The sequence below is a fragment of the Aquimarina sp. AWH4_224 genome, from assembly GCF_056160245.1.
The window spans coordinates 1-692 of record NZ_JBSWWU010000046.1 but is presented as its reverse complement, the minus strand read 5'-3'; the positions used below and the strand labels follow the sequence as shown (position 1 = coordinate 692).

Annotated in this window: 1 pseudogene; it reads left to right on the top strand. The window is 40.6% G+C overall.

From position 1 onward, the window contains the following. Positions 1-21 precede the first annotated feature (21 nt). A pseudogene (locus ACXAGJ_RS24625) lies at positions 22-692 on the top strand (hypothetical protein); the annotation flags it as partial.

Here is a 692-nt window from a genome sequence, read left to right as displayed (position 1 = left end):
ATCCTATCAAAAGCTTAAAAAATGAAGAACATTCAAACATATACCTATTATCTGTTTTTTGCTTTACTTTTTATTGGTAAGGTTATATATGCACAACTTGGACCTGTGCCCATACTAGATGATCAATGTGTAGACGCACAACCAGGATCTCAGTGGTATTGGTACGATAACGACAGAGATGGTTGGGGTGGCCCTAATGGATCTTGTCGAACTTCTCCCGGTACAGGGTATGTACTAAGAGGAGGTGACTGTAATGACAATAACCCTAATATCAAAGGACCTTCTATTTGGTATTATGATGATGATAATGATGGGTTTGGTGCCGCTACAGGACCTACGATAAGAAGTTGCTCCAAACCTGCTAATTATGTAGATAACAATAAGGATTGTAATGATAACAATCCTAATATCAAAGATCCATCCAGATGGTATGCCGATATCGATGAAGATGGTGCTGGAAACTCTTCCGATTGGGTGCTCAGTTGTACTCAACCCGCAGGAAGAGTAGCCAATACCTCTGACTGTGATGATAACGATCCCGATGTTCAACAAATCACATGGTATCGTGATGAAGATGGTGATGGGTTTGGAGAAAACACCTATACTCTTATCAGGTGTACTAGACCTGGTGATAATTTCTACCCACAAAATACAGACCTATGTCCTGGGGTTAATGGACCTACCAATGGATG